This window comes from Bacteroides sp. AM44-19 (genome assembly GCF_003603395.1).
Taxonomy (GTDB): domain Bacteria; phylum Bacteroidota; class Bacteroidia; order Bacteroidales; family Bacteroidaceae; genus Bacteroides; species Bacteroides uniformis.
Window position 1 is genome coordinate 431,726 of the sequence record NZ_QTNB01000002.1, and the last position, 26,037, is coordinate 457,762.

The 26,037-nt window shown below is 46.2% G+C and carries 21 protein-coding genes and 2 other RNA genes; 6 read left to right on the forward strand and 17 right to left on the reverse strand.

Annotation, left to right across the window (positions count from 1 at the left end):
• The first annotated feature begins 140 nt into the window (after positions 1-140).
• Together DW947_RS06195 and DW947_RS06200 are read left to right on the forward strand one after the other, a co-directional pair.
• Complete coding sequence (locus tag DW947_RS06195) at positions 141-1,532, forward strand: MFS transporter (protein ID WP_005832845.1); 1,392 nt, start codon at positions 141-143, stop codon at positions 1,530-1,532.
• Positions 1,533-1,551: 19 nt separating this feature from the next.
• Positions 1,552-1,905: a PqqD family protein gene (locus DW947_RS06200; RefSeq protein WP_005831929.1), complete on the forward strand. Its 354-nt coding sequence runs from the start codon at positions 1,552-1,554 to the stop codon at positions 1,903-1,905.
• A gap of 7 nt (positions 1,906-1,912) precedes the next feature.
• On the opposite strand, the gene DW947_RS06205 is transcribed toward DW947_RS06200, so the two are convergent.
• From DW947_RS06205 to DW947_RS06215, 3 genes are all read right to left on the reverse strand, one after another.
• Positions 1,913-2,962: a DUF4831 family protein gene (locus tag DW947_RS06205; RefSeq protein ID WP_016272886.1), complete on the reverse strand. Its 1,050-nt coding sequence runs from the start codon at positions 2,960-2,962 to the stop codon at positions 1,913-1,915.
• A 70-nt stretch (positions 2,963-3,032) separates the two neighbouring features.
• Positions 3,033-4,160 (reverse strand): lactonase family protein, encoded by a 1,128-nt coding sequence (locus DW947_RS06210; RefSeq protein WP_117704017.1) that lies wholly within the window; start codon positions 4,158-4,160, stop codon positions 3,033-3,035.
• 101 nt (positions 4,161-4,261) lie between these two features.
• The gene (locus DW947_RS06215) at positions 4,262-7,090 is read right to left on the reverse strand and encodes a beta-glucosidase (protein WP_117962728.1); all 2,829 of its coding nucleotides are present in this window, start codon (positions 7,088-7,090) and stop codon (positions 4,262-4,264) included.
• 820 nt (positions 7,091-7,910) lie between these two features.
• Here DW947_RS06215 and ssrA (DW947_RS06220) point away from each other — a divergent pair.
• Together ssrA (DW947_RS06220) and ssrA (DW947_RS06225) are read left to right on the forward strand one after the other, a co-directional pair.
• Positions 7,911-8,309, forward strand: a transfer-messenger RNA (tmRNA) gene (gene ssrA / locus DW947_RS06220).
• Positions 8,310-8,519: 210 nt separating this feature from the next.
• Positions 8,520-8,917, forward strand: a transfer-messenger RNA (tmRNA) gene (ssrA, locus tag DW947_RS06225).
• 103 nt (positions 8,918-9,020) lie between these two features.
• Here the strand turns inward: ssrA (DW947_RS06225) and DW947_RS06230 are convergent.
• From DW947_RS06230 to DW947_RS06270, 8 genes are all read right to left on the reverse strand, one after another.
• Positions 9,021-10,910 carry a WG repeat-containing protein gene (locus DW947_RS06230; RefSeq protein WP_005680235.1) on the reverse strand — a complete coding sequence of 630 codons (1,890 nt, stop codon included), beginning with the start codon at positions 10,908-10,910 and terminating at the stop codon, positions 9,021-9,023.
• Positions 10,911-10,928: 18 nt separating this feature from the next.
• A complete protein-coding gene (locus DW947_RS06235) occupies positions 10,929-11,543 on the reverse strand; it encodes a hypothetical protein (RefSeq protein WP_117588463.1) in 615 nt (204 codons plus the stop codon).
• A 37-nt stretch (positions 11,544-11,580) separates the two neighbouring features.
• The gene (locus DW947_RS06240; RefSeq protein WP_005680237.1) at positions 11,581-11,760 is read right to left on the reverse strand and encodes a hypothetical protein; all 180 of its coding nucleotides are present in this window, start codon (positions 11,758-11,760) and stop codon (positions 11,581-11,583) included.
• Between the two features lie 27 nt (positions 11,761-11,787).
• Positions 11,788-12,912, reverse strand: a complete 1,125-nt coding sequence (locus DW947_RS06245) for a GIY-YIG nuclease family protein (RefSeq protein ID WP_181981452.1) — start codon at positions 12,910-12,912, stop codon at positions 11,788-11,790.
• Positions 12,913-13,235: 323 nt separating this feature from the next.
• A complete protein-coding gene (mobV, locus tag DW947_RS06255) occupies positions 13,236-14,582 on the reverse strand; it encodes a MobV family relaxase (protein WP_005680240.1) in 1,347 nt (448 codons plus the stop codon).
• A 184-nt stretch (positions 14,583-14,766) separates the two neighbouring features.
• Complete coding sequence (locus DW947_RS06260; protein ID WP_005680241.1) at positions 14,767-15,735, reverse strand: toprim domain-containing protein; 969 nt, start codon at positions 15,733-15,735, stop codon at positions 14,767-14,769.
• Positions 15,736-16,021: 286 nt separating this feature from the next.
• The gene (locus DW947_RS06265; protein ID WP_005680242.1) at positions 16,022-17,089 is read right to left on the reverse strand and encodes an AAA family ATPase; all 1,068 of its coding nucleotides are present in this window, start codon (positions 17,087-17,089) and stop codon (positions 16,022-16,024) included.
• 11 nt (positions 17,090-17,100) lie between these two features.
• The gene (locus tag DW947_RS06270; RefSeq protein ID WP_005680243.1) at positions 17,101-17,409 is read right to left on the reverse strand and encodes a DUF3853 family protein; all 309 of its coding nucleotides are present in this window, start codon (positions 17,407-17,409) and stop codon (positions 17,101-17,103) included.
• A gap of 6 nt (positions 17,410-17,415) precedes the next feature.
• Between DW947_RS06270 and DW947_RS21535 the strand changes: the two genes are divergently transcribed.
• Positions 17,416-17,592, forward strand: a complete 177-nt coding sequence (locus tag DW947_RS21535) for a hypothetical protein (RefSeq protein ID WP_005680244.1) — start codon at positions 17,416-17,418, stop codon at positions 17,590-17,592.
• Between the two features lie 38 nt (positions 17,593-17,630).
• Here DW947_RS21535 and DW947_RS06275 read toward each other — a convergent pair whose 3' ends face one another.
• Both DW947_RS06275 and DW947_RS06280 read right to left on the reverse strand, forming a co-directional pair.
• Positions 17,631-18,656 (reverse strand): hypothetical protein, encoded by a 1,026-nt coding sequence (locus tag DW947_RS06275; protein ID WP_005680245.1) that lies wholly within the window; start codon positions 18,654-18,656, stop codon positions 17,631-17,633.
• Positions 18,657-18,658: 2 nt separating this feature from the next.
• The gene (locus tag DW947_RS06280; RefSeq protein ID WP_005680247.1) at positions 18,659-19,951 is read right to left on the reverse strand and encodes a site-specific integrase; all 1,293 of its coding nucleotides are present in this window, start codon (positions 19,949-19,951) and stop codon (positions 18,659-18,661) included.
• A 378-nt stretch (positions 19,952-20,329) separates the two neighbouring features.
• Here DW947_RS06280 and DW947_RS06285 point away from each other — a divergent pair, with 378 nt between their 5' ends.
• Positions 20,330-20,815, forward strand: a complete 486-nt coding sequence (locus tag DW947_RS06285) for a helix-turn-helix domain-containing protein (protein WP_016272883.1) — start codon at positions 20,330-20,332, stop codon at positions 20,813-20,815.
• A gap of 199 nt (positions 20,816-21,014) precedes the next feature.
• On the opposite strand, the gene DW947_RS06290 is transcribed toward DW947_RS06285, so the two are convergent.
• From DW947_RS06290 to DW947_RS06305, 4 genes are all read right to left on the reverse strand, one after another.
• On the reverse strand, positions 21,015-21,812 hold the full coding sequence (locus DW947_RS06290) for a class I SAM-dependent methyltransferase (RefSeq protein WP_117962730.1): 798 nt from the start codon (positions 21,810-21,812) through the stop codon (positions 21,015-21,017).
• 81 nt (positions 21,813-21,893) lie between these two features.
• Complete coding sequence (locus tag DW947_RS06295) at positions 21,894-23,534, reverse strand: sigma-70 family RNA polymerase sigma factor (protein ID WP_117962732.1); 1,641 nt, start codon at positions 23,532-23,534, stop codon at positions 21,894-21,896.
• Positions 23,535-23,605: 71 nt separating this feature from the next.
• Positions 23,606-24,040, reverse strand: a complete 435-nt coding sequence (locus DW947_RS06300; protein ID WP_057089575.1) for a Fur family transcriptional regulator — start codon at positions 24,038-24,040, stop codon at positions 23,606-23,608.
• Between the two features lie 5 nt (positions 24,041-24,045).
• Positions 24,046-25,986, reverse strand: a complete 1,941-nt coding sequence (locus tag DW947_RS06305) for a heavy metal translocating P-type ATPase (RefSeq protein WP_117962734.1) — start codon at positions 25,984-25,986, stop codon at positions 24,046-24,048.
• Between the last annotated feature and the right edge of the window lie 51 nt (positions 25,987-26,037).

Consider the following 26,037-nt stretch of genomic DNA (forward strand, 5'->3'; position numbering starts at 1 on the left):
CGGATGACTCCCGCTTGGAAAAATAAGAGAAAGGTTGATACTGAAAAGGTGTCAGCCTTTTTTCGTTTTGATGAAGTATTTATTTACCTTTGTCAGCAATTTATGCAATCTGATTAATAAATTGAAATCCAAATAGTACAATGACAGAACAACTCAAACTTAAATTGAATGATTCCAAGGCTACCCGTTGGGGGGCATTGGTGATTGTTGCCTTTACGATGATGGCAGCTTATTATGTAAACGACGTGGTAGCACCGTTGAAGACAATGTTGGAAACGGACTTGGCTTGGTCGAGTACCGATTTCGGATTCTTTACCGGTGGTTATAGTTTTCTGAATGTTTTTTTCCTGATGTTGATTTGGGGAGGATTAATCCTCGACCGCTTTGGTATCCGTTTCACCGGAAAGCTGGCAACTATCCTGATGGTAGGTGGTACAGCACTTGAATACTATGCAATGACGGGACTTGCCGGTGCCGACGCGACTTTATTCGGAATCAATGAAATATTTGGCTATAAAACGGGTGTGTTTGTTGCTTTTGCCGGTTATTCCATTTTTGGAGTAGGAGCGGAGGTCGCCGGTATTACAGTTTCCAAAATCATAGCCAAGTGGTTTAAGGGGAAAGAGCTTGCCACGGCTATGGGGGTACAAGTCGCTTTAGCACGTATCGGTTCGCAAGCCGGTTATGCCGTAGCCATTCCTTTGGCCCGTGCTTTCGGTATTTCCACACCGGTGTTGTTGGGTTTGGTTCTGTTGTTGGGCGGTATGATTGCTTTCTTCATCTTTGCAGTGATGGACAAGAAGCTGGACAAACAGATGGAAGCTGCTGCCATTGCTGCCGGTACGGAAGATGAGGAAGAGAAGTTCTCTTTTAAGGATGTGAAGAATATTCTGGTCAATCCCGGTTTCTGGCTGATAGCATTGCTGTGTGTATTGTTCTACTCTTGTGTATTCCCATTCCAGAAGTTTGCTTCCGAGTTGATGATTATCAAATACGGTATCAATGAGAATGTGGCCGGTACATTTGCCGGACTTCCGGCATTGGGAGCGCTGATTCTGACTCCGGTCTTTGGTGGTTTCATTGACAAGCGGGGCAAGTCCGCATCTATCATGCTGCTGGGCTCGGCCATGCTGATATGTGTGCATTTCATTTATGCTATTCCCGATATAAACTATTGGCTGGTAGCTATTGTGCTGATGATAATTTTGGGTATCGCTTTCTCGCTGGTACCTTCTGCCATGTGGCCGGCTGTGGCCAAGATATTCCCGGTAAGCCAGTTGGGTACGGCATACGCATTGATTTTCTTTATCCAGAATATCGGTCTTTGGGGTATTCCTACATTGATAGGGTGGGTGCTTGATGCCTATTGTATATCCGGCAAGAAACCAGATGGAACGAATATGTATGACTATACGGTGCCTATGTGCATTTTTACCGGTATTGCCTGCTTGTCCCTTATAGTGGCTCTACTGCTGAAGAAGGCAGACAAGAAGTATGGTTATAAGCTGGAAGAGCCTAATATTCAGAAATAATAGGAAAAGCGGATACCGTATGATGGAAATACCCGAAGGAAAAGTAAGTCTGTTGGACGCTGTTCCGGTCCGCTGTGGACATATAACAACCGAATGGGAAGGTGAGTGCGCCGTACTCGCCTACCCACGGTTTAAATACGAATGGATGCGTCGTTTTTTATTGCCGAAGGGGATGTCTCCTGACATCCATGTGAGGCTGGAAGAACACGGTACAGCTGTCTGGAATCTGATAGATGGACATCGTACCGTGCGCGAAATCATCTCTCTACTTGCCAGGCACTTTGGGGAGGAAGAGAATTATATTCCCCGGGTCACCGCCTACGTAATGCAGTTGCGTAAGGATGGATTTATCCAGTTGACAATCCGGAATTAGAATTCCTTTATTCCCTATCCACTTTTATCAATCCTCCCGTTGCCGTATCAAACAGCACTTTGATGGTAGAATTCTTGTTGAACAGTACCGGTGCGAGGTATTCTACGGTGCCGAATTGGGTAATGGGAAGTTGGTCGTCAAACAATTTCTTATTGTTATACATCAATGTCACTTGTGCCTTGCCCGGAAGGTTATAGGCTACACCGTCCACTTTCTTTTTGCCTTCCTCGGTGGCAGATACATCGGGACTTTTGAGGTCGGTGACGCTGATATAATACGGTTCACCGGCAAGGTCATTATTGGCCACCACTCCCAGCTTTCGGGAAAAACGGAAAGCCACCTCATCTTTCATCTCTTTAGGCGTCAGCCGGATGGTGAATGTCTTGGGTTCTTTCTTTATTTTGCCCGAGAACATTTCCGTCATAGCCGTTTCCTGCTGGTTCAGATTGTCAAGCATCAGCTTGAGTTGGGCGCCGTCCTTGGGCATATTGTCTGCTTCGCCGCGCAGGAGGGCATTCTTGCTTTCGCGGATGCTGTATATTTCCTTGGCCACCAGCTCGGCCATCTTGGCACTGGAGTTGGACATCAGTATTTCTTCCGTCAGAAAACTGCGTGGGTCAATGCTGCTTTCGGTGGCTTTGGCTTCGGGCGTCTTGGCAGCAGGCTTACCGCTGAACGGAATGTTGATGGAGCGGACAATTCCGTCTTCGGTAAGCTCCATAAGGGGTGCTACGGTCTTGTCTTTCATCTTCACGAAATAGACGTTGTCCTTATCCGGTACACCGGCTATGCGGGTTTCTATCTTATCCAGTGTCCAGAACTCCTCGGGTTCGGCAGACACGTTGTTGAGACGCAGATAGCGGTCGGCATATCTGCAAAATTCTCCGGGAGTGTAGGTATGCTTGGTGGCTTGCAATACGATTTCTATTTCTGTTTTGGGCAACATATAAGTCACTCCGTAGTCTTTGCCACGCATCACACCGGTGGTTACGTCTGTTTGCGCCATGGCAGTGATAGACAAGAACAGAGCTGAGAGCATCAATATATTCTTCTTCATAATGTACATTCGTTTAGACTGATTTAGCTAAGGGACAAAGTTAATGAAGTTATCTTTGCTAAATATTGCTTTATAAATTATTAACAGAGCTGACGAACTGTACGCAAACCGGCATGTCGACTACAATGTCCTGATGAGTATCTTCCAAGAGTCCGGTAACTTCGTTTCGTTTGTATACCTGAATGACATTGCTGTCGCGGCAGGCGGCAAGCAAGTATTTACCGTTGGGCGTGATGTTGAAGTTGCGGGGATGGATGCCGGTGGGCTGATAACCTACCTTTGCCAAGGTCCCATTTTCGGGATTCACGGCAAAGATGGCGATGCCGTCTTCTTTCAGACGGTTGCTGGCGTAGAGGTATTTCCCATCCGGACTGAGGTGGATGTCTGCACTTCCACGGGCGGCTACGGTGTCGGCTGTGATAGTCTGTATCTGTTCCAGGCGGCCGTCGTCGTAACTGAAGGCAATGACCTTACCGGACAGTTCGGTGATGAGATAGGCAAACTTCCCGTTAGGGCTGAATGTCAGATGGCGCGGGCCGGAATCTGCCTCAATGCCAACGGCTTCCAGAGAAGCATGAGGAATAGGGTTGTCGGGGTGCATCACAAAGCGCAGGATGCGGTCGGCACTGAAGTCGGTGGCGAAGATATACTTTCCGTCCGGTGAAAAGACCGTGCAATGGATGTGGGGAGTGGCTTGCCGTATGGCGTCGGGACCGGTGGCAGAGCCTTGAAAGAGCGTGTCTGCAGGAGCCAAAGTGCCGTCTTTCTGTAAAGGAAAGACGGACATGGTTCCACCGCTGTAGTTGGCAGTCAACACTTCCCGGCCATTGGTGGCCACGTAGCAGGGGTCGGCGCCGAAGGTGGGAACGGTGTTCAGCAGGCGCAGTTCTCCCGTTTCCCGGTCGAAGGCAAGGGAGCTGAGGGCTGCTGTGCTGTCGTTCATTTCACTGACGGCATAGACAAATTCGCCATCTTCCGAGGGGACGAGGTAGGAGGGATTGGGCAATGCCGCTGAACTGAGCGGAACGGCTGTTCCCGTCTCCTGATTAAAGCGGAAGGTATAGATACCCTTGCTTGAGCCATTCGTGTAAGTACCTATTAGCATGGCGAGTTCGTCCTGGTCACCGTTAGTGCCCTTTGGAGAAGAGCCACATGCTGTCAAACCTAATCCGAGCATACAGAAAAGAAGTGTTTTCATTAATTTAATGTGTTAATGTGCCAATATGCTAATGTGCTAATTGGCTGCGCTGTATATGCTGCATGGTCATTGGTACATTAGCATATTGGCACATTAGCACATTAAAATTTAACTTCGGCAATACTGACGCGGTCATCGTTCAGCACGATGCGGAGGTCGCTGGCGGTAGTGCCTTTGAACGGATAGGAAATCAGTTTGCCGTATTCGCTGACGGTGCCCGAATATACGGTGAGGAACTGTCCGCCACCGCCCGAGAGCTGGATTTCGAAGGTTGCCGGCAGGTTGTTGTCACGTGTAAAGGCAATGGCAACTTTATCTACCTTGGCTCCGTTCTTTAAGGCAAAGGTAATATAATCTCCCTTATTTCCTTGCCATGCGGTATTGATTTTTTCGTCGAGCACGTTTTCGGCATCCTCTGGGTTGGTGCTGGCACTCACACGCTTTGCTGGTTTTGGGGCTTCAATGGCTTTGGCACGGGTCTGGTAGTCTTCTACGGTCAGCGTTCCGTTCAGGCGGATGTCTTCGGAAGAGGCGCCGGCCATGAGCACGAAGTCGCCGGGTTCCACCACCCATTTCATGTCGGCGTCCAGAAGCTCCAGGTGCTTGCGGTCGATGGTGAAGGACAGCTCCTGGGCTTCGCCCGGTTCGAGGTGGATGCGCTGGAAGCCTGCAAGATTCTTTTCGTAGGTGGTGATGCTGCTCAGTACGTCGCGGATATAGAGCTGCACTACTTCATCTCCGGCACGTTTGCCGGTGTTGGTCACCTTCAGGCGGACGGTGGCAGACTCGTTCGGGGTGATGACTCGGGGGGTGATGTCGAGGTCGGAGTACTCGAAGGTGGTGTAGCTCAAGCCGTAACCGAAGGGGTAGAGTGCTCCGTTGATGCGTGACATGTTGCCCGTAGGTCCCGGATTCTTACCGCCGTCTATCTGTGAAGAAGGTTTGCAGGGGAAGTTGAAGGGGATTTGCCCTACGGTCTTGGGGAAGGTCACCGTCAGCTTTCCACCGGGGTTGTAGTCGCCGAAGAGGATGTCGGCCAGGGCTGTTCCGCCTTTGGAGCCGGGATACCAGGCTTCGAGGATAGCGGGGACGAACTTGTCTGCCCAGTTGATGGAGAGCGGGCGTCCGTTGATGAGTATCAGTACGACGGGCTTGCCCGTGGCTTGTATGGCTTGAAGCAGTTGCAACTGCCGGCCGGGCAGGTCGAGGCTGGTGCGCGATTTGTTTTCGCCGCAGGTGCGTTGTCCGCCGCCCAATACTACGACGGCAACATCAGCTTGGCGGGCATTTTCTACGGCTTTGTCTATCTCGGCTTGCTCGTCGTCGGTCAGAGGATCGTCTATGATTTCACTTTCGGGCCAGTGGGCATCCACTAGGTCGCAGCCTTTGGTGTAGAGCACCTCTGCCTTGCCTTTTGTCTTTTCTTGAATGCCTTCCAGTACAGTGGTCACCTCTACGGCAAGGGGGCCGTAATGGGTCAGCGCGTAGCCTTCTTCGTTGGCATTGGGACCACAGACGGCAATCTTCTTGGTGGAGTTGATGTCTAAGGGCAACAGCTCACCGGCATTCTTCAGCAGAACGATGGACTCGCGGGATGCCTGCAAGGCGATGGCTTCGTTCTCTTCTTTTTCCACTTCACGGTCGGCACCGGCAAGGTCTGTCTGGTAGGGGGCATCGAACAGACCGATGAGGAACTTTACCCGGAGGATGTCGCGCACACGGTCGTTAATGACTTCTTCGCTCAGTCCGCCTTCCTTCACCAGTTCGCGGAGGGGAAGGACGAAGGAGTCGGGCGAGCGGAAGGTACAGCGTACGTTCAGCCCGGCTTCCACGCTTTGGCGGACGGCTTCTTTCATGTCTTTGGCGGTGCCGTGCTTGGTGTAGAGGTATTCTACGGCGTCACTGTCGGATACGACGTAGCCACGGAATCCCATTTCGCCACGCAGGCGGGTGGTGAGCCAGTAGTAGCTGCCCTGCACGGGGATGCCGTCGTAATCGTTGTACGAACTCATTACGCCCAGCATGCCGGCTTCCCAGATGACGCGTTTGAAGGGGTAGATGTGTATGTTTTCCACTTCGCGCGGCGACATTTGCGGGTCCACGCGTGCCATGCCTTCGCGGGCGCCTTTGTTGTTACTGTAAGCGGCAAAGTGCTTGCCGGTGGCGGCCACTTGGTGGTTGTGCTGCAAGCCGCGCACCATTTCGATGCCCAGTTCGGCTACGAGGTAGGGAGATTCGCCGTAAACTTCTTCGTAGCGTCCCCAGCGCTGGTCGCGTCCTACGTCGAGGATGGGGGCGTAGACGTTGGTGTAGCCCAGCATGCGGGCTTCGCGTCCGGTGATGAGTCCTACTTGGCGAATCAGTTCACGGTTCCAGGTATGTCCCAGTCCCAGTTGGGTGGGGAAGTTGGTGGCGCGGTAGCTTTCCACGCCGCGTATGCCTTCGTTGGTAAAGTCTACGGGGATGCCGAGACGGGTATCTTCCACAAAGAACCGTTGCACCTCGTTCAGTGCCCAGGCGTGGCGCGAGGCGGGCCAGACGTAGGCATTGTCCGAGGGAGGCAGCCCCCATTGCTGGAAGCCGTTCAGGTGTTCGTCGATGGCGCCGATGCCGTCTTTCCAGAGCAGCTCTTTCCATTCGGGGGTGGGGAGGTCGTCTTTCAGTACGCGTTTGTAGCCGTAGAGGGTGACCATTTGGCAGGTCTTTTCGTCCAGCGTCATCTGTTGCAGCAGGTTTTCGATGCGTGCTTCGAGCGGGGCGGAGGGGTCTTCGTACACGTCTTTCACTCCGTTTTTGTTGAAGTCTATCCAACCTTTGCGGTACATTTCACTTTTCACCGGCTTGTAGGTTGCCGGTGTTTTGGCAGGCTTTTGTGCGCAGAGCAGTGTGTTTCCTCCAAGCAGCAGGGTTAGGGCAATAAGGTTCTTCATGATATGTTCTAAAAATCTCTTGGTTATTATTGTTTCTTTTGTTGACAAAAATACGGCTAATGTGTGAAATAAAGGGATAAAATAGTCCGAAGTATCGGCTTTTATTGTCCGAAGGGTCTTCCTCTTACTAAAAATATCCTCCAAGACGCTACCGGGGAATTCAAATCATTATTAGACGAAACATATCATTCACTTTTAAAAAGAAAGAGAGAACACTATAATAACCTGAAAAGTAGATGCAATCGCGGTGTATACAAGTATTACGGCTACATCTGTTAAACGAGGGTGTATTTATATAATAGGAATCTGTTGGCGGAATTGTTGCTTGTACGGAAGAACTTTCTTTTCAACCTTGGGATGTCTAAACCCAACCTTGGTTTAGACATCCCAAGGTTGGGTATGGAAAAACCAAAGTTTGGGATAGATTGCTTCCTTAATTCTTTCCGGTTTTTCAGTTAACTTCAGAGACTTTTTCCGTTAACTTCCCATCTCTTTTGTGCAAATATCCATTACAGAAGATAGATATTCCCTCTTGCAGGGGGTAATTCCGTCAACGGATACTGGCTTTGGTAGCTGTTTGAACATTGATGACAATGGGGTGCACATATTCTATGTATGGAAGATTATTGTTTTTATCACGAAAAGTCAGTATTAGCTAATATTTGTAAATATATGGTGATTGCTAATAAAAGAATATGTATCTTTGGGCCAAAGAAAGCGGTAGAGGATGAAAAATAAAGTAGCATTTATCCCTTTTTCACCCTCCCTACTTAGCAATGAGTTACGCAATCTTTTAAATTTCAGACCGTTACAAAGTCATGGGGTTGACTGGATTTGACAGCGGGCAGAAATGGTAAGTAAGCATGCAGTGCGTCGTTGATTTGCACTTTAATCTCAGTCCTCAAAATTTTATCTGGCGAAACTCGTTACGCTCTCGCTGCTTAATCGAAGTATAGTAGATTGAAGCTTAATCCCGGCACCAGGTGCTGGGACGTGACATCACTCGGAAGCTGTTGCTCCGAAGCATTCCGATAAAGTGGTGCAGTCAAATCGGGGATAGTTCGTGTCAGCCTCGTGGCGCGGGTGAAAATTTAGAGGATAAGGCAACGGTTGATGGCTTTGGTTCTGCCGCTGCACGAAAATTTAGGCAAAGATAAGCATGTAGAAAGCTTATGATTTCCTCGTTTGGACGAGGGTTCGATTCCCTCCAGCTCCACAAATGATATTGATAATTAGGTGCTTATATTGTTTGCACCCCAAAATGCACCCTGAAATAAAAAATGATAGTCTGATTATCATTCTTTATATCAAAAGCTATCTGCCTTTCTTAAATAAATTAACTATTGTGATGATTTGTGATATTCTATTTTAATTTTTATCATTTTGTTTGTTCTTATCAAGGCGATTTCCTATCTTTGAAACATCATTAGGGCTTGACTGGAATTGACAGCGAGTTGGAATGGTATGTAAGCATGCAGTGGGTCGGTAATTTCCACTTAAATATCAGTTATCAAAATTTTATCTGGCAACGAAAATTATGCTCTCGCTGCTTAATCGAAGTATAGTAGATTAGCTTTATTTCCGCCAAAGTGGTAGAAACGAGATGTCACTCAAAAGCTCTTGTTCCGAAGCGTTTGATAAAGTGGCACAGTAAAATCGGGAATAGTTTGAGTTTTTCCTCGTAACTCTTACGAAATTTTAGAGGATAAGGCATAAGTTGGTGGCTTTGGTCTTGCTTATGTTCGAAAATTTTAGGCAAAGATAAGCATGTAGAAAGCATATGGTTTCCTCGTTTGGACGGGAGTTCGATTCTCCCCAGGTCCACGATACTTAGATAATTATTTTTTATGTATAAAAGTATTCCCGTACAGAATTTGATGTTCTGTACGGGAATATTTTTAAGTGTTCGATTTATATGAATGTTTCTTAACTATTTCTCTGTTATCGCTTTAGACATTAAAAAGAATGAATCCTCTCCTTCATAATAAACAATATCATAACAAGCATCTTCAGATCGATAAAGGGTTTCATCTTCCCTTTTTAATCCCAAAGTTTCTGTAAGATATTGTGGTATAGCATCAAACAATTTCTTTGGATTATCACCTATCGGAGAAGCACTCACATTAATCTTTACTTTAATCACAATTGCACACTTACATTCATGAAGAATACCAACGGAATATGTCGCAAAGACTTGATTTATACCCCAATCTCTATTATGTAAGTCAACCATTCCTTTTGTTGGCATTTGCTTTATATTATATAAATCCATAATTCTTGAAATAGTTTGACCAATTTTTAAGCTGTCAATGCCGTCGGATGTTAGCTTATCGAATATTGATGCCAATGTTTTCTTTTCATCTATATAATCGGTAGCAACTCCCCAAGCATCATAATCAGACATGGAATGAGGTGCTATTAAAGAAGACCAAAAGGGTGAATAACTGGGAGCATCTGTAAATGGGGGAACTGAAATTTTGTAATAAGAGTTGTTGTCTATCGGATTCCCTTTTTTGTCAGCAAAGTAATATTTCTCATTTTCTGCCATTATAGCATATTGGGATAATGGATAAAAACATGAAACGTTTTCTATTTTATTTTTAATTTCACCTTTAGAGTTTATTGCATATACATTCATATATTGATTGTCCCATTCATCTCTTAAATTGGCAATTGTATCAGCAACATATATCCAATCGTCTATAATGCCTAAAGCTCGCGAATATTTAGGTTCTCCGATACTTTCTCCTTCTATGTTAAGTTGTCCCCATAATCCAGTTTTACTGTCTTGAAATAAGGCAACATTGTCAATGAAAGGTGAAATACTGTAAATGTTAGAAGGGAATCTCTGTGCTTTTTCGCCTTTTTCATTGAGTAAGAAGTTTTCTATTAAACAATATCCGTTTTCAAAAAAGGTGTATGAATATTGTTGGTACCCATTGGAACTGGCTTCAAATAACTCTTTTCCATTGGGGTCGATAACTAACCATTTGTCAGCTTCTTTGTTATATACAATAGCTTTTCCTTCATGGAAAGGGAAAGCGTTATCATAAATAGGTTCTATCACAACATTGCCTTGTGGATCTATATATCCGCATTTACGATTTTCTAACCGAAACCAAGCACGTTGCTCCGTAAAGAACGGAGATACACATAAGAATTCTTTCCCCTGATACGGAAGCAAATAAAAAGCAGTTTCTCCCGTTTCTGTTAGATAGTGAATACGTTCATCTGCAGAAACAACAGGAATTATTCCTTCGCTACATATGCCTCCTTGCTTATAACCTTTTGGAGTTCCTATCAATTTAGGAGTTGGAGTTGCGGAATAGTAAAGATATTGATTTGTATCATAATCCTGAATTCTAAACACTCCATTTACTGCATAAGACGGTCTTTTATCAAATTTGTTTTCAAACAAGATGTTTCCATTAACTCCAACCATGCCCCATTTCCCATGTTTTTCTTTTTGGAAAGCTACATGGGTCACTTCAGGGAAATCGGTATTTGACTTAAATGAACAACTCGAAAGCATACCCATAAATATCACAAGCGATAAAAGCAAAGGACGAAAATACCAATTGGTTATTTTAGATTTCCTTTCGGCATGAACATAGGGGATTTTGTCCAATGAATTTTCAGTATCCAAAGCTCTCAGAACTTTTCGAATGGGCAAACCTTCCCTATAATCTTTATTGAAAATGCCATTCTCTATGAAAAGAGGCATAAACTCTTTTGCAAGAACCATTCCGCTTTGAGGATGTTTTATAAAATGATTTTGCAAAACACTGTTGATTCTTAAAATACGTTCATTTGTCTTCATAATACGTAATATTATAAATTATTCGGAATATGTCTTTCCATTAATCGTTATACTTGTTACATTGCTTGTATCTTTACCAGCCATAGCTGCACCTTCCTTTACCGTCTGAATCAGAATAGGCCCCATCTGTTCCAAAGCTCTGTTAAAATTTTCTTCTATTTGTTTTCTCTTTTGAGAAGGGCTGAGGTAATCGCTACAATCCAACACTTTACCACTTTTATCGAGGGTAAAAACTTTTTCTAAGAATGAACTATTCCCATTCTTTTCATCTATTGTATATGCAACAGCGAAGGCTACAAATGCGCTATCACCATTTCCTATAAATGCGAGTTCATCGAAAATACCTCGTGTATCTAATAGCTTGACGCATTCTGATATTGAATCTTTTTTATATGTATTATCCATTTGCCATACCTCAACGGGAATACTTGTCTTTTTTTCTGCCAAAATCCATTCCATTATTTTGTAACTTTCTCCTTCTTTTAAACTATCCTCAATGGAATGGACTACGTATTGTTTACCCCATTCTATGATTTGTTCATCGGAAGCGTTTGCAAACAGTACATCCTTCTGTGATGGTGAACAACCAAGATAAAACATCAAAATGAAAATAGAAGTAATAATTTTTTTCATAATGCCATATTATTTAAGTTAGAATTAAATTTTTTGATTAATCCATAAAAGGAGAAGCAATTAGACCTATTAAAATTACTATACAAAGTAGAATGATAATGATGATTGGGATCATCAGGCAACCGCCACATCCTTGTAGAAACTCCGCTTTACCTTTTGCAAACTCTATTTGGGCTTTCTCATATTCAGAAAGTCTTTCAGCATTTTGCTCCTTCATAACTTCATTGTTTGTTCATTGTTTATATCAATAACCATTAATGACTTCATTCATGTCATCTACAACTTTTATAACATTCCCGTCAGAATCCAATACAAAAAGTTTCTCTTCCACCACGTAACCGCCATAACTGTTTTTAGCCCTATATTTATGAAGAGCAAAATAAGTATTATTGTCTTTATTATATATACCAAAGGCTTCCCAACTTATTCCTTCATAACTATCAGGGTCTTTAAGATAATGCCGTTTAAGATAGACCCTTACTCCTGCCATAGCTTTTGTTTGAGATGGTCCTTTGTTGCTCCCGTAGTTTTCGATTCTATTGTTACCCTTTGAAGAAGTGCTGTATTCTCTATTTGAAATATTGAAAATTATAACCACAACAAGAAAAATCAATACCGCTATCCATTGTCGGCGTTCTTTATTTTTTTTATTTTGTATGTAGATGGGATTTTGAATAATACAACCACAAGAAAGGCATTTAATGTACTTCTCATTTTTTAACCCTTCATCAATTGTTAGATTTATACCACAATTGCTGCATTGCAATTGTTGTGGATAGGTATTTAGTTTTAATTGGTTATTTGGTATTGGGGCTTGTTTCGCCGAAGTGCATGAACGAAGCGCAGAAAGCTCCTTACGGAAATCAAGATTAGTTTTATTGAAATTTCCTTGCAAGTTAAGCGGGGGATTATATATGCGAATCAATTCTTTTTCAACATTTGCATAATCATTATTTGCATAATAAAAAAGTAGCAGGTTGTCTTTCATCCATTCGGTCAGTGTACGCTCGTCAAATTCACCAAATGTAGTTTTTCCGTTTTGGGGAGAGTTTATGTCTCTTGGAATCAGTTTGAATCCCAATAAACATCCTAATGATTTGCGAATTGTGGAATTTCCGGCAGTGCCAGTGAAATGTTGTTTGTAGTCACGAATACGCAGACTTTTACTGCTTTTGCCTACATACACGACATTGTATTTCTCTTTTTTGTAATCAAAAAAGGTTAGTATAGGAGTGGTGGAAATTTGTACTTTTATGGGCAATGAGGACGTACTACGTAATACTATGATATAGTTACCGGGCTTGTCAGGTAAGACTGAAGCTCTCATTTTTTGAGGGTCAAATAAAGAAAATTCATCTTGTGAAATCATGTTGTTGGTTTCATATATAGCCGCCTGAGACCCCACTAAGCAGAGTTATACAAAAAGAAGCGTGGGTCTGCATGCCACGTCTTAGATGAAGGTCGTAGGAAAATACCTTGAGTACAGATATGGATATAGCAGCCCACGCTATAGCGTGAGAACCACTATGCTATCCTTGTACTCTTTGAAAATTTCCTACGTTTTCATCTACAAGATAAGCATAACGCTTCTAAAAATTCTAATATGTCTTGGAAAGAGCATACTCAATCCAATACAAAAATACAAAAAACAGCTAAAAAAATGAAACCAAAGCCCCTATTTTTTATTACGTTTTACAATCTCAACCCTCTTTTCGGTTTGTTCTCTTCTTTTTGGGTGTGGCTTACACCCAGCTTTTCTTTGAGTTCCTGAAACTTCATTTTGAACCATTCGAGTATGGGCATGCCGTCAATGCACAGCCGGAATTTCCCTTTCTCCTGCGGGTTCCTCTCCACGGTTGCCGTCGAGTGCTCCGTCCTGAACTTCTCCTTGTGTTCCTTCGAATAGAGCCTTCCCTTGAACTCCACGGGTTGCAGGCTGACAACCCGCCTTGTCAGTTCCTCGGTAAACCCCACTTCCCGGCATTGTTCGGCTATGGGCAACAATTCCTTCACGATAGGGAAATAGGTGTCTATCTGTTCCAGTCTGTTGTCGTATTCCCTGATTTTTTGCTGGTAGCTCCGGTCTATCTTGTTTATCTCGCTGTTGTGGCGGTTCTCCATTTTTGTCTGCTCCCTCTGTTCGGCTTGTACCTGCTTTTGCAGAGCCACAATGTCCTGCCTCAAATTTTCGTTCTCCGCTTCCAGCCTCTTGACCTTGCTGCCGCCCAAAAGAGAACTCACCCCGTCCGCTATGGCTGTGGTTGCGTTCACCGCCGCACCCTTCATCTTCTGCACGTTGATTTCCCCCTTGACCTTTTTCAGCTTCTTCTGCGCTTCCTCTTCCAGCCCCAGCAGGTTTTCGATGTTCTCCTGCAGGCTGTCCTGCCGTTCCACCAGTTCCTTGTAATATTGCGAGGTCGGTATGTGCTTTGCCAGCGAACCGTCCACGCCTCTCTGCAAGCCGTACTTGCTCATGGCTTGTGCGTAGGTGTCCTGATAGTGTTTCAGCTTGTGCCTTGCCATGACGTCATCGGCGCACAGCCGCACATCCTGCGTGTTCTTCTTTCTGTACTTCTTCTTCCCGTTCTGTTCGTCTTGTCTGGCTTTCCTGCGCTCCCCGGTCACTATCGGTACAATGGTGGCGTGTATGTGCGGCGTCTTCTCGTCCATGTGCAGGACTGCCGACACGAGGTTCCGCTCGCCGTATGTTTCCCGGAGCCATTTCAGGTTGTCGCTGCACCAGCCGTCAAGCCTCCCGTCCTCTTCCATACGCTTCATGTCCTCGTTGCTTCCGGTGAGCAGCACCCGGATTGCCCTTACCTGGTTGGTACCTATCTTGCGTTTGATGCCTGCCGTCTCTATCCGGTGCGCTATCGCCTGCGTACGGTTCCTTACCCCTTCGGGGAACTGTACCAGTTCCCGGTTCAGGTGCGTTCGCGTTCTGTCCGCATTCTTCGGGTGTACGGTGCGCTCTATGTGCGTGGACATTGCGCCGTCCGCACCTTTTGCCTTTTCCAAATGCAAAACTGCATATCCCATAACTGTAATACATTTTTCGGTTAATACTTCCCCTGCCTTGCTTCCATGCCGCATGGCTCACGGGGTTTCAAAAGGGGCGGCGTCCCTTTTGCTCATTGGGGCTTTTTTAGCGATGCGTGCATTGCGTGAAGAAAAAGCCCTAATGAGCTATGGCTTTTTTAAAGCCTTCCGTTGGCATGTGCGGTTACATCCCGATGCCTTTGCCTTTCCTCTCCGGTTGCCTTGCCTGCCGTTGCCTTTTCTCCGGTTCCGGCTTCTCCTGCCACCGTTCCGCTTGTCCTGACCGTTTACTACAAAGGAAGTCGTTCAGGTCGTTGTAGCCTCCGTATATGTGCGATGCGTCCCGTATGCGCATCCCGTATTCCTCCCGCAGTTCCTGAACGGCTTCCATTCCCGCCTTGTCGTTGTCAAGGAAACAATGGATGCGTTCGTAATCGCCCAGTGGGTGGATTGCTTTGGAAAGGTTGGAAGTAGAGTTCAGCACGATGTAGTCCTGCCCGTCAAGTTCGGGGCGGTCGGGACACCTTTCCAGCCGCAGGGTGAGGAAGGAGAGGTAGTCCATGAAGCCCTCGAAGAGATAGCAGGTCTCCTTCGTCTGTTCCTGCCGTATGTGGGTGATGTCCTTCGGTGCTATGCACCCCTTGAAGAATTTGTTGCGTATCTCGTAGCCTCCCGAACGGTTGGGAAAACCGACGGCAAAGTAGGGCTTGCCGTCGGTTTGATAGCGCACCTCGTAACATTCTCTTTTTGCCAGTTCAGTATTTATCCCCCTCTGCCGCAGATAGGAGAATAGGGCGGGGGAAGAAAGCGGCGCCACCTCCAACTGTCGGAAGCTCGGTTTGGAGAAAGGTTGCCCGCCAAAAGAGAAGGAGACCGGGCGCACGTTTGGTGCCTGCTCCGCTATCCTTTCCAAGAGGTAGGGCAGGCTGTCTGATGCGTAGAGCTCCTGCGCCAGTGCGATGATGTTCCCGCCCCTGCCCGCGCCAAAGTCATACCATAGGTTGCGTTCGGTATTCACCTTGAAGGACGGTTCGCACTCGTCCCTGAAAGGTGACTTGTACCATAGGCTGCCGCCCTGCTGTCTTGCCGGGCTGTAGCCAAGACTGTGCAGATATTCCTCAATGCGTATCCGCTTCGCTTCATTCGTATTCATGTGGGTTTCTGTTTAAGTGGATATTGTTTTTTTGTTTTCGCCCGTGCCTTTTGCATGTTGCGGGCTGCATCCGCTTTACTTTATTTCGCTATATATATGCACCCTGACTAAAGTAAAGCGGTTTCCGGGCTGTCATGCCCGTGCTGTTTTTCCTGTCAGGCGGTGTGAACATCTTTTTTTTGTTTTCGCCCGTACCTCTCTATATGTTACGGGCTATATCCACTTTACTTTATTTCCGTATATATATGGTACGGGACTAAAGTAAAGTGGTTCCCATGCCATACCGCTAATAGTGGAAATCGGGCTTGAAGGTGTATTTCCTGCCGTTCTCCTGCACTATCATCCGTTTGTTCTTCAATAGGGTAATGAGGTCTGTCACCCTGTTTCCGCCAAGTATGACGTCCACAGTGGCGTAGGTTTCCCTCAATACTCCCGCAAGTTCCTTGTAGCCGTATTCGTTTTTCAGGGTGAATGCGGCTTCCAGTGCGATGCGGTGCTGCTGCTCGGTGATGTCCTTGTAGGGGTCGAATTTCCTCCTCCCTTTGCCCGGCTCCTTCTCCTTGAACCGGTAGCCGTCCAGCAGTTCGGGCAGTGCCTCCTCATTGATACGGAATGCGAACGGCTCGAAGTCCACCGCCCTGATGTGTGCGGTTTTGACCGTGCTTATGTCGGGGTTATTCTCGTCCTTCTCCACTTGCAGCACGGTTTCCGCCTTGTTGCTTAGCTCGGTTCCGATGTGCCCCCTTGCGTTCTCGTCCCCCTTGTTCTGGTGCAGGACAGTATGGATGTGGATGTCCCTTTCCCCCGTCCATGTCATCAGATAGGAGATTACCGTTGTGGACTCACCGGGGTTGTTGATATCGTGCACCATGTCCCGTATTCCGTCAATGACTACCAGCCCGATATTCTCGGTGCGGTAGATTGCCTCCCTCACGATTGCTATGCGCTCTTCGGGCGTGTACTTCCTTAGGACGAGGAATTCAAGGTCTTCATGGTTTCTGTCTGCGGGCAGTCCCGCCATGCGCAATATCCGCTTTGCCACCTTTGCGCAGTGGTAGGTGCTTTGCTCGGTGTCCACATAGAGTATTTTCCGCTTGTTTTCGGGCAGTTCAGCCGTGTAGCTTAGTACCGTCCCGTTTTTCAGCGCAGCCGCCACGATTGCGGAGACGTTGAACGTCTTCTTGCTCTTGGCTTTCCCGATTGACGCGCTGAAATTCCCCAGCGTGCCGATGACGGAACCCCGCACTTTCAGGATTTCGGGTGCCTTCTCGTAGTCTTCCGAAAGGTCGAGCCGTGAGGCTTGCCATAGGATTACCGCCTCTTCGGGCGTGATGTTTCTTTCCTTGTTGTCCATACCGCACCTCCCTATCTGCGTCCCCCGCTTTTGCGTCCTGCCAGTTCAAGCGCCATGTCCGCATCGACGATGATTTTGCGTCCTATCTGCGTAATGGCTCTGTCTATCCTCCCGCTTTTTTTGATGCGGTTTGCTGTGGGTATGCTGCACCCGAACAGCCGGGCTATGCCGCCTATCCCGTACACGTACTTCTTTTCCTTGTCGGCTGCGGGTTGGGTTGGCTTCGTTTCGCTTCCCTGTAAGGCGTGCCGGTTCAGGAATATGAACTCTTCACCCGTCATCTGCCATACGGGCTTTGATAAAAGGTCTCTAATTTCCATATCAGAATGAAATTAACGTTTGTACTGCAAGCCCTGCGCATGGGCTTTTTACCTCGTTCGAACAGTGCAAAGTTAGTTCCGGGTACGGGTGGTAAGGATGTGGATAGCGTGATTGTGGTGTCACGCTATCTCACTAAATATCAGAAGATAATAAAGGGTGGTGGAAATTATTTTGAGTGGTAAAAGTGGTCGTGTCGTGGAATGTCGTTGCATATCACCGACTATCGGAATATTGACCGCATTTCCCTTGCGAATTCCTGATTGCTGTCACTGGCTAAATCGGTACGGGGAACGGGTGCCTTGTATTTGGACTTGTAGTATGCATCGTCTATTCCCAGCAGGTTCATGATATCCTCTTTCCATTTCTCTCTGTCCGGCTTGGGCAGCGTTTCACCCATAAGGAAAATGAGATAGCATACACGGGCTTTCTCCCTCGGTCTTATTTTCAGTCTGCCTTCGCACGGTTGCAGGTTCATGCTGGCGTAGAAGTCCAGTTCTGAAACGGCTTCGAACTGCTCGCCGTTGCATCTTTCGTAAACGGCTGACAAGAGTTTCATGGGGAAGTAGGCGGGTTGGCTTGTCGGTGTGGTGGCGGCTTCCTTTTCCTCTCCCTCCTTTTTCTTTTGGTCGGTCAGGTATTTTTCAAGGATTGCCAATAGTGAGCCGCCCAGTCTGCAAATGTCCCCGCAACGGTTTTTCAGGCATTGCAGGGCTTCCCGCCTTGCCTGCTCCTTCTGTTTGTACAGTTCATCCAGTTTGGCTTTTTCCTTGTCGTATTCCCGCTTGCACCGTTCGTACCTTCTTTCCAGCAGTTCCTCTTCCTGACGGTCATGCTCCCTGAAGCCTACCGCTTCCAAAGAGCCGTTGGCTTCCATGAGTTCCCGGTAATATCCGTTTGTGACTTTCATCTGTCTGTCGATGTCCCAGTCAAAACGGCTTTCATGCCGTCGGCAGACGTATTCGGTATCGAGACGGTCGAAAAACTCCCTGCAGGCGTTGTAAGTCGAGATGTTGCTTTCAATCTCACGTTTCAGGCTGTTCAGCAATATGGAGAAGTGTGCGGCGTCCATTTCAAGCATGAGGCTGATGAGTGCGGTTTCAAATGTCTGCGTGTCCCCGTACTCTCCGTAAAAGCCGGAAATGAATTGCTGCTTCTCAAAAGAGAAACTGCCGCCGGACATTATTTCGGTATATATCTTGTTGAGTTTCCCGTAGTGGGGTATCATTGATGTTATTCTTTCGTCCATAGTTATATCAGATTAAATTTAGTCATAGCGTTGATTTTGATTTCATCCGCTATATCAATATAGGGCTTCATCGCTTTGTAATCGCTGTGTCCCGTCCATTTCATTACTACTTGTACTGGAATGCCAAGTGCCAAAGCATTACAGATAAATGTTCGTCTTCCGGTGTGAGTACTTAATAATGCGTATTTAGGTGTAACTTCGTCTATTCGTTCATTTCCTCTATAATATGTTTCTCGTATTGGTTCATCTATTTCTGCCAGTTGTCCCAGTTCTTTTAAAAATTCGTTCATCCTTTGATTGCTTACAACTGGCAATGCCCTGTCATTAGGGAACGGCACACCTTTGTACTTTTCGAGTATTGCCTTGCTGTGGTCATTTAATTCAATAATAAGACTGTCTGCCGTCTTTATGGTAATAACTTCGATATGACCGTTTTTAACATCACTACGTTTCAAATTATACACATCGGAGTGACGTAATCCGGTGAAACAGCAAAATAGCAATACATCCCTTACTCTTTCAAGGTATTTCTTTGTTGGTGGTATTGGGCAGGTTCTTAGTTTATTTATTTCATTTTGGGTGAGGAATATCACTTTTTTGGGTGCACTCTTCATTTTAGGCGTGAATTTATCATAAGCCATGTTTTGGTGATACCCTTTTCGATTACTCCAACGTAAGAACCATTTTACGAATTTGATTTGTTTGGCAATGGAAGTGTTGCGCATGTTTTTTTCTGTACGCAAGAATTCTATATAGTCATTGAAATGTTTTTCCGTCCAACTGTCAAACGTAGTATTAGGGTCAAATGTATAAATGTGTTTTTTGACTGTTGCAAACTTTTTGAGGGTTGAGGAAGACCAGTCATTTTGTTTGCTACATTCTGCTACAAATTCATTGAAAACTTTCATGAAGTCTAATTCAACCTTTTGCTTTTCCTCATGGTTTTCTTTCTTTTCCCCTTTTGTCTTTAGGTTGAACGCTTCCTTAATTTGTGCAGGGGTGGGTATTACATCTTGCACCTCGAATTCTTTGAACACATTCTGTATTTCGGTGTATTGCCGTAATAGTTCGGCGTTGATTTCGGATGCACTTTGCTTTAGCTTGTTGGTACAACCGTTTCTAACCCGTTGCTTGTCTGTGTCCCATTTTTCTACATCGATTCTATATCCCGTAGTAAATTCGATACGCTGACTGGCAAAGATAACACGCATACGGATTGGCACATTCTTTGTGACTGGAATACCGTCTTTTTTGCGGCTTTCCGGTGCGAAAATGATATTTCTTTTAATATTCATAATTGGGTGTGTTTGAAAATGACACCCAAAAATACACCCGAAAAATGAGATATACAATGATATTAAGAGATATTTAGATTAATGAAAGAAAGAGATAAATAACTGATTACATGATATTTGATATCCTGTGAAATTTTATAAAAAGGTTCGAGAGACACCCTCCAGCTCCACGGATATAGTAAAAAGAAGTTTGTAAGTCCTTGAATTCCAGTAATTCAGGGGCTTTTTCTTTTCTTCTACTCCCCCTACCTTTTATATTCATTTAGAAAATAGTTGTAGTAAATGTGCTACAATTCAAAATTAATATCTACTTTTGTCTGTTCAAAAACCAATAACTATTAGAAGTGGGGGCAACACTTTAAATTCTGCAACAGATTTATGAAAATTCACGAAGGAAAATGTACAGAGAAGATTTTGAAAGAACGTGAACGGATTGGTAGTCGGTTAGCCATTCTTCGCAAGAAGAGAAATATGACCCAAGAGGAATTGGCTAATCTTTGTGGTGTTAATCGTGTTAATATAGCCAAGATAGAGAAAGGGGCTTATAATGTGAGCATTGATATACTATCTAAGGTAACATCCGCTCTTGGTTTTGTGATAGATATAAAAGTGGATAGCTCTGTTTGTCCGACTCATTTCTCTCAACGTAAACCTGTAAAGCTGGTAATAGGGAAAGACTATTATGTCAGTTTTGGCAATAACGAAGCCCATAGATGTAAGCTGGTTGATATTCCGGAGATGTACCAAGGTCAAAGAATTAAAATCGAAACTCCGACCCCGAGAGGGTCTATCACCCACATATTATTTGCCGATGAAATAGGAACGACACCTGACGAGGCTGTAATGAACCAAGTAACGATGTAAAAACATTAAAAGGGAAGAAGTGCAAGTTCCTCTTTTATTGAAATCCCCCTCGCTACAACCATCTGCAGCGAGGGGGATTTTTTAGTTTATGAGGGTTTCTACACCCACTCTTTCATCAGAGCTATTCAAAAAATTAATGGTTTCTTCTGAATATATAATCTTAAATTGATGGTTCGGAATCAATTCTAAAGCTGGGAAATCAGTAGTGATTAACAGTTTTAGTCCCTTTCTTTAATATGTAAAAGCAACTTGTACAAAAGAAGTTTCTTATATACGGGATAGCAGCAATAACTCCGTTGAGCCTTCGTGGGGACAAGCCGAATTTGATTTTATAATGTGGGTTTATAAGGTACAGTCTCCGGTCAATGATTTGATAGTTGGCTTGCCGGACGATGCGATTGAACAGTTCGATGGTGCATCCGGTGCTCTTTATATCCAGTAGCTCCGTAATTGCGTGTTCCTGCTCGCCGCATAGTCTTAATATCCATCTGTATAAAGTGCGGGGAAGGAGGTGGAGAAAAGGGAAGTGTGAAACAATGCGGCTGTGTGCTATCTGCTGGTGGCCTCCGAATGGCATTTGCCAGGCGGGAAACCCTACAAATATAGCTCCATCGGCAGACAAATGCTTTTGTAGGCCGGAGAGGAACCGTTCTTTGTCTCTGATATGCTCTATCACATCGTGTAGAAGAATCAGGGGAAAATTCGTAGCCTTGTCCTCAAGCTGGAAAATGTCGGTGGCAATGAACTGTCCCTGCTGATGCCTTTGGGTGAAGAAGGTCCTGGCTTGCTCTATTCGCATGGCATCAATGTCTACGCCCATCACCCGGCAACCGGCTTTGGCAAAAGGAAGCAGATTGCCTCCCTCTCCACAGCCCACTTCCAGCACTTTATCGGGGATGTGTCCGATGACTTCCTTTATGTAGGGGATATAATAGTTCTTGCTGGTCTGTGACTGTTCACCAAAGTAGCTTTCCCGGTCGGTATGTCGTTTCTGCATGTTCTTTGTTCCTTCTTGAGTTTGATTATCCATATAAATAGATAATCAGTCGGGTAAAAGACTGCGTGGCGCATCGTTTTTTTACCAGGAAATGCGGAGACCTACCGGGAGGGTGAATGTGAACGGATGTTCCTTTCGGATGGTGCGCAGTTGGCTGCCGTCGGGGATGTAATAGTTTATAGTCGGCTCCAGATAGATGCCTGCCTGGGGTGTGAGGCGATATTGTATGCCTATACTTGTGTTGACCGACCACTGCCAGGGAGCACTTACCGGCTGGCTGTCGAGCTTGTGTGGAATACTGTCCGTGACATGGAAGCTTTGGAGTGTCCCTTTTATGGGGATATCCACCTGCATGCCTGCCGTGGCATAACTGGAGAAACGTTTGTAATGCCAGAAACGGTAGGAAAGCCGGAGAGGAATGCCGATATAATGCAACTTCTGGTTGTCTTGAATGCGGAATGCTTCGCCGGTAGTGAACTCCGACCTGAGAAGCGTATATTGCAATCCGGTTTCCAGACTCCAACGCTCATTCAATTTCTTGCTGAGAGAGAGTCCCACGACGATGGGGGCATGATGTTGCTGGTTCTCAACAATCCTGCCGCTGTTATTCTGGGCAATCTGCATGAGTCCGATGGAATCTTTTCCCAGAGTACCCTGCTGATAGCGGGTGTGCAGATAAGAATAATACTCTTCCCACGTGCTGACTTGTTGAGGGAAGTCACTTGAAATGCCGTCGGTATGTGGAGTGGCAATCAGCTTATATAAGTTCTGTGCCAGTTGCGGTCCGAGTGAACCTGCCAGCATCAACTTCCATTTTCCGGATTTCTTCTTGCGGGTTGGCGGCATCAGGGAAGGGGAGAAGACGAAAGCCATCTGTCGGTTGGTGATGGTCTGTCCGGTGAATGGAGAAGGTATGGGATATTTGTGGATACTATCTTTCATTGTGGGTATGGCAAGGGGCCATTCTGTGGAAACTGGAACGGGAGGGATGATTCGTTCCCTTTTGTTCAGATTTTCTTTGGTATGGCATTGTTCGTCGGTTCGGGGAGTATCGGTTTTCTTTGTTTGTTGCGTACTCCCGGCTTGCCTGGAAGAAACTTTGGACAAACGGTTTTCCCTGATACTCTTTTTCTCTCTGTACAGATAGTCATACAGCGTTGGAAAGAGAAGCAATACTGTCAAAACAATGAATACACGGTATCCTGCCAGCATCTTTTTAAGTAAAATTTTCGCCCGGAACAATTGGGAGGAAGAGGAGTGTGGCGCTATACCCAGTAAATCTCCAATTTCTTTGTGGGACAATCCTTCCAGTACTGCCAGTTTAAATACCTTGCAGTAGCCCTCCGGAAGGCTCTCCACTATATCCAGCATCTTATCGTACGAAATGAAATCCGGACAAAAAGGATTTTCAGCAGGCTCTTCCTCTTCCGGAATATCTGTCAATGGGATGGTGGGGTTGGCATTGGCATGGTTGAGGTATTGCAGTGCCAGGTTTCTCATAATCTTTTTCATCCAGTATTCCAGTTTCTCCGGGTTGCGCAGCGAATGAATGGAAGTGAATATGATGACAAAACCGTCGTGAAGAAGATCTTGGGCTATCGTTGGGTCGGGAATATAGCGTAGGCATACTTTCAGCATTTTCTCTGAATAGTTTTCGTAGAGCAGGCTCAAGGCCTGCCCGTTTCCCTTCTGGCATAAAGTGACAAGAGCTTTTGTATCCATGTGTTTGTCTCAATGTTATTTCTTAAGGATAGAGAAGAACATGAATGACTGCATGGATTTTTATTTTTTAACTAAGCCTCCCGGTTGGCTTCTGCTGCACAGTCCGGACAAATGCCTTTCAGTACATAGTTGATGCTGTTCAGTGTAAATCCTTGAGGCAGCTTCACCACCGGAGTGGGAATGTTGGTGAAGCAGAAGGTTTTGTTGCATTTCTCGCAATGGAAATGGGTGTGCAGGTCGCTTACGTCGCAAGAGCAACTGTCGCTGCACACGGCATACTTGAAGGACCCCGTCCCGTCATCTATACTGTGTATCAGATGATGGGAGAGGAATAGGGTAAGGGTACGGAAGATGGTGGATTTGTCCACCGTATCCAGCATGGTTTCAAGGTCGAGCAATGAGACGGAACGGCCTGCCTGCATCATGGTGCGCAATACCAGGATGCGGATGGCAGTGGGCTGTATGTCCCTTTTGGCCAATAGGTCCAAATATTTCTTTTCTTCCATTTTTTCTATTTAATAAGTTTCTGTATGTGTATGGCGTTCACTATCGCAATGAGGGCGACGCCTACGTCGGCAAAGACAGCTTCCCAAAGTGTGGCGATTCCACCGGCACCGAGGATGAGGACAAGCAGCTTCACTCCGAAAGCCAGCGAGATGTTCTGCCAGACAATCCGGCGGGTTTGCCTGCCCGCATGAATGGCGGTAGCCACTCTCGAAGGCTGGTCTGTCTGTATCACTACATCGGCGGTTTCGATGGCGGCATCGCTGCCAAGTCCGCCCATGGCGATGCCCACATGACTAAGGGCAAGAACCGGGGCATCATTGATGCCGTCACCCACAAAGGCTATCCGGTTGGCAGGGTTGCTGCGGAGTGCTTCGATGTGCTTCACTTTTCCGTCCGGCAGCAGGTCTCCGTATGCCTGGGTGATGCCTAGCTTTTCTGCAAAGTTAGTAACAATGGCTTGTTTGTCTCCCGATAATATCTGAATATTATTGATATTTAAAGCTTTTAATTCTTTGACGGCGTTGACGGCGTCTTCCTTTAATGTATCTGATAATAACAGATAACCGGCATATCTTGTTCCGATGGCGCAGACCACAATCGTATCGACAATTGATAACAATTCATCGGGATATTCTATCCCGAACTTAGTCAGCAGGCGGGTGTTGCCCACCAGGACACGCGTTCCATCCATAGTGGCTTGCAGTCCGTGGCCGGCAATCTCCGTAACGTCCGTTGTGGCAATCAGCTCTATATCTCTTTGTTTGGCATAGCTTACGATGGCTTTGGCTATGGGGTGCGTACTGTTTCGCTCTGCCGAGGCGGCAAGCTGTATCAACTTCTCTTCCGTAACTCCCGGTTGTGCCTGGCAGGATTGTACATCGAAGGTGCCTTTGGTCAGCGTACCCGTCTTGTCGAATACCACCGTGTCGACTTGGGTGATGGCATCGAGGTAGTTGCTACCTTTGAAGAGGACACCCAGGCGGGAGGCGGCGCCGATGCCTCCGAAGTAGCCTAACGGAATGCTTACGACGAGGGCGCACGGGCAGGAGATAACCAGAAAGACCAATGCCCTGTATAGCCAGTCATTGAAGATGAACGAGAATTGTGCATCTGCCAGCGAATAGAGGAAGGGGAGCAGTACAATCAATGCCGCCAGTCCGGTGACGGTGGGCGTATAGATACGGGCAAACTTACGGATGAAAAGTTCTGCCGGCGCTTTGCGCTCGGAGGCATTCTGCACCAGTTCCAATATACGGGAAAGAGCACTTTTCTCGAAGGGTTTGGTGACTTGGATGCGTACGACTTTGTCGGTCGCAATCATTCCGGCAAGCACTTCCCCGCCCTGGCGGATGTTGCGGGGAACACTTTCTCCCGTCAGTGCGGAGGTGTTGAAGGCGGCAACTTCGTCCAGCATCGTTCCGTCCAGGGGGACGCGCTCTCCGGCTTTTACTTCGATGGTTTCGCCTACCTGCACACGTTGGGGAGCTTCGACAAGTGTACTGCCGTTTCTGATGACCGTTGCCGTTTCGGGACGTACGTCGAGCAGGGCGCTGATGTTACGCTTGGCTTTGTCTACGGCTTTGTCCTGAAAGAGCTCTCCCAAGGAGTAGAAGAGCATGACGGCAACGCCTTCGGGATATTCGCCTATATAGAAGGCGCCGAGGGTGGCGATGGACATAAGGGTGAATTCGCTGAACACGTCCTTTTGCAGGATGCTTTCCCAGGCTTCCCTCATCACCGGGAGGCCTACGGGGAGATAGGCAAGCAAGTACCATATAAAAGGTACATACTCTCCCTTGAAGAAGGTGGTGTCAGTAGCATTCAGGATGAGCCCTCCGAAGAGCAATAGGGCGGAGAGGATGATTCTCCAATAATCTTTCAGCAGACTGTTTCTTTTTTCTTGTATCGCTGTATGTCCGTGTGTGCAGCAGCATTTGCAACTCATATTGTTTCCTCCTATTTTCTATTTTCTGCAGCAAAGGTAGCGGAAAGGAGA

Bases quoted from the DNA above. Each gene is read 5' to 3' on its own strand.
- DW947_RS06240 (WP_005680237.1), bottom strand. From the start codon at position 11,760: ATGAAGGAGCAAAATGCTGAAAGACTTTCTGAATATGAGAAAGCCCAA.
- DW947_RS06245 (WP_181981452.1), bottom strand. From the start codon at position 12,912: ATGATTTCACAAGATGAATTTTCTTTATTTGACCCTCAAAAAATGAGA.
- DW947_RS06280 (WP_005680247.1), bottom strand. From the start codon at position 19,951: ATGAATATTAAAAGAAATATCATTTTCGCACCGGAAAGCCGCAAAAAA.
- DW947_RS06200 (WP_005831929.1), top strand. From the start codon at position 1,552: ATGATGGAAATACCCGAAGGAAAAGTAAGTCTGTTGGACGCTGTTCCG.
- DW947_RS06205 (WP_016272886.1), bottom strand. From the start codon at position 2,962: ATGAAGAAGAATATATTGATGCTCTCAGCTCTGTTCTTGTCTATCACT.
- DW947_RS06230 (WP_005680235.1), bottom strand. From the start codon at position 10,910: ATGAAGACAAATGAACGTATTTTAAGAATCAACAGTGTTTTGCAAAAT.
- DW947_RS06235 (WP_117588463.1), bottom strand. From the start codon at position 11,543: ATGAAAAAAATTATTACTTCTATTTTCATTTTGATGTTTTATCTTGGT.
- DW947_RS06285 (WP_016272883.1), top strand. From the start codon at position 20,330: ATGAAAATTCACGAAGGAAAATGTACAGAGAAGATTTTGAAAGAACGT.
- DW947_RS06265 (WP_005680242.1), bottom strand. From the start codon at position 17,089: ATGGACAACAAGGAAAGAAACATCACGCCCGAAGAGGCGGTAATCCTA.
- DW947_RS21535 (WP_005680244.1), top strand. From the start codon at position 17,416: ATGAAATTAACGTTTGTACTGCAAGCCCTGCGCATGGGCTTTTTACCT.
- DW947_RS06295 (WP_117962732.1), bottom strand. From the start codon at position 23,534: ATGGATACAAAAGCTCTTGTCACTTTATGCCAGAAGGGAAACGGGCAG.
- DW947_RS06215 (WP_117962728.1), bottom strand. From the start codon at position 7,090: ATGAAGAACCTTATTGCCCTAACCCTGCTGCTTGGAGGAAACACACTG.
- DW947_RS06305 (WP_117962734.1), bottom strand. From the start codon at position 25,986: ATGAGTTGCAAATGCTGCTGCACACACGGACATACAGCGATACAAGAA.
- DW947_RS06210 (WP_117704017.1), bottom strand. From the start codon at position 4,160: ATGAAAACACTTCTTTTCTGTATGCTCGGATTAGGTTTGACAGCATGT.
- DW947_RS06275 (WP_005680245.1), bottom strand. From the start codon at position 18,656: ATGGACGAAAGAATAACATCAATGATACCCCACTACGGGAAACTCAAC.
- DW947_RS06300 (WP_057089575.1), bottom strand. From the start codon at position 24,040: ATGGAAGAAAAGAAATATTTGGACCTATTGGCCAAAAGGGACATACAG.
- DW947_RS06270 (WP_005680243.1), bottom strand. From the start codon at position 17,409: ATGGAAATTAGAGACCTTTTATCAAAGCCCGTATGGCAGATGACGGGT.
- DW947_RS06290 (WP_117962730.1), bottom strand. From the start codon at position 21,812: ATGCAGAAACGACATACCGACCGGGAAAGCTACTTTGGTGAACAGTCA.
- DW947_RS06260 (WP_005680241.1), bottom strand. From the start codon at position 15,735: ATGAATACGAATGAAGCGAAGCGGATACGCATTGAGGAATATCTGCAC.
- DW947_RS06195 (WP_005832845.1), top strand. From the start codon at position 141: ATGACAGAACAACTCAAACTTAAATTGAATGATTCCAAGGCTACCCGT.
- mobV (WP_005680240.1), bottom strand. From the start codon at position 14,582: ATGGGATATGCAGTTTTGCATTTGGAAAAGGCAAAAGGTGCGGACGGC.